Here is a 2816-nt window from a genome sequence, read left to right as displayed (position 1 = left end):
AGCAGGTGCTCTAGAACTGCTGTGCTTTCCATTTTAAGCCTCACCATAAGCAATATCTTTACTTATTGTTCCGTCTTCGCCAACTGCTTCTAAATTCACGTTCCCTATAATTTTAGAAATTTCGCCGTCGGCTTTCACCACACCGTACAAATGGTCCGCTTCTTTAAGTAAAATTTTACGTAACGAAATAATAATAAATTGCGCTTTCTTAGAATTGTTTTTAATAAGATTCGCTACAAGCTCGCTGTTAAAAGCATCTAGATGCATATCAATTTCGTCAAGTACATAGAAAGGAGATGGAGAATAGTTTTGAATTGCGAATATAAATGCAAGTGCTGTAAGACTCTTTTCGGCGCCTGAAAGAGAGCTTAACTTCCTTTTCTTGCCTTTTTGCTTTACGCTAATGCTGAGTCCCCCTTCAAAAATATTGTCTTGATTTTCAATTACAAGTTCTCCTTCGTTACCACCTGAGAGCTCTTTGTAAATAGCTTTGAAGTTTTTATTTACGCCTTCAAAAACCTTCATAAAATTAATATTCTTTTTTGCATTAAGTTCTTCCATAACTTTAATAAGCTCTTCCTTTTGCGCAATTAACTGCTTTATCTCACTCTCAATATTTTCCTTCCTTTTACTCTCTCCTTCGTATTCTTCAAGTGCTTTCATATTTACAGGCTCTAGAATGCGCATTCTATCTTCACATTCTTGTATTCTAGTTTTTAGCTCCTCTACAGATGGTATTTTCTCGTTTTCTTTGCCTTTAATATAAGGCTCATAACTATGTAGCTCTACAATAACATCTGCAAGTTTTTCCTCAATACCAGGAAGTCTTAGCTCGCAGCTGGAATACAAGTCCTTACAAGTGTTGATCTCATTGTTGCAATTCTCAATATCTTTTGTAAGCTCTATAATGCGCTTGTTAATAATTTCTCGTTTCTCGTTCAGCTCTTTTAACTCAGCGCTTCTACTTTGTTCTACTTTCAGTATTGCGTTAAGCTCGTCGTTGTAGCGATTAGCTTCTTTAGTTAGAAATTCTATTTTGGCACTCTTTTCGGTTTCTTCTTTATTAATATTTTCCAATCTTGTTTCAAGCTCTTGTTTGCGTTGCTGCATAAGAGCTAGCTGAGTACCAATAGTCTGGATGTTGGCCTCTAAAGCTCTTAATTGCTCTGAAAGATTTTCTCTGATTTCTTGAAGCTCTTTAGATTTCGTTGCCAATTGCTGTGGAGTGGCTGAAAAAAGAGCTTTTGCTAACTCATCTTTCTTACGCTCTAACTCTAAAACCCTCCGCTTGTCAGCAGTAATACTATCTGCAATTTCAGCTAATTTGTTTTTTTCATTGTTTAGTTTTTCTAAAAGTTTTGATTCTAAATTTTTAAGCCCTGATAATTTCACTGAGTATTCCTTAGATTTAGTCCCTAAAATGCTTAGCTTACCAATGCTCAGCTCCCTTTTATTTGCAATACTTTTAAGCTCGTTTTCTATACTGTTAAGTTCTGCTTTAACGTAACTTAGTTCTGAACTTAGCTTCTCCTGCTGCTGCAGCTTTTCCCTTAACTCTTTACCGACTTTATCGTAGTCAGTTTCGCCAGCTCCAAATTTAACTGTTTTTTCTAGGCTGCCACCTGTTATAGCGCCACCGGGTTCTAGGAGCTCGTTGGTTAAAGTTACGAGTCTTACCCCACCCATATGCCTTCTTGCGGATTCCATATCTTTCATTACTATAGTGCTTCCAAACACATACCAGAATGCATTTCTGTATTTCTCGTCAAATTTTAAAAGATCTACTGCGAAGCCTACAGCATTAGCATCTTTTACTACAAGCAAAGCTTTACCTGCAGGATTGCCTTTGAGCAGTTTGTTTAAAGGTAAAAAAGTAGCTCTTCCCAGCTTTTTACTCTTTAAATAATTTATAGCTTTAGTAGCATTTTCATCGTTATCTACAACAATTGATTGCAATCTACCGCCAGCAGCTATTGCAAGAGCTTGCTCGTATTCTTTACTAGTACTACCTAGCTCGCCAACGGTACCGTGAATTCCTTTGAGTTCGCCCCTATCTCTGGCTTCTAGAATTGCAGTTACAGCGGTTGTATAGCCTTTATGGATAGCCTCCTCAGCCGAAAGCTCTGCTTTTAACTGCGAATAATAATTCTGTAATTTCACTATTTTGGGCTCCAGCACTTTAAGCTCGCCGTACAATTTATCTGCTCTTTCTGTGAGTTCTGAGAATTTAGTGTTAAGCTCTTGCTCACTTCGCTCGTAGCCTCTCAGCTCTTTACGAAGCTCTTTTATAAGCTCGCTGTTATTGCGAAGCTCTAACTCGTAAATACTAATATTTTCTTTGTGCTGAGCACATTCACTGCTGAGCCTTTCAATAACGTCACTACAAATCTCTCGAGCTGCTCTGCTTTTTTTCAGCACTTCTTGCACATTCTCATATTCTTTTTTGAGCTCTACAAGCTCTTCCTGTATGGCTCTTGTAGTAGAGTCTGATTTAGCAATAAGCTCTTGGGTCTTTTTATAATCTTCCTCTAGCTCTTGAGCTTGTCTCCTGCTCCCTTCGAGCTCCTTCTCCAATCTTCGCTTCTCTTTCTCTAGTTTCGCAATTTCTTTATCGTTAGCACCAATCTCATAAGCTACTAAAGATTTCTCCTCTTTGAGCTTTTCAATTGCGTCTTTGCAATACTTTACACCCTCAGTAACCTTCACAAGCTCTTCCCTTAATTTGATAATTTTTTCGCTTAGCTCTTTAAGCTCCTCGCCACCGTATTCTGCAATTTTACTTTCAAGCTCAGCAAGTTTATCATTTTCAATTTCAA

General features: G+C 37.7%; 1 protein-coding gene. It reads right to left on the bottom strand.

Annotation, left to right across the window (positions count from 1 at the left end; translation table 11 throughout):
• Window positions 1-33: 33 nt before the first annotated feature.
• A partial coding sequence (locus tag QMD21_06045; GenBank protein ID MDI6856325.1) for an AAA family ATPase occupies window positions 34-2816 on the bottom strand: 2783 nt, incomplete at its 5' end.

It is taken from the genome of Candidatus Thermoplasmatota archaeon (assembly GCA_030018475.1).
In the GTDB taxonomy this organism is placed as follows: domain Archaea; phylum Thermoplasmatota; class JASEFT01; order JASEFT01; family JASEFT01; genus JASEFT01.
This window is presented reverse-complemented; position numbering and strand designations above follow the sequence as displayed.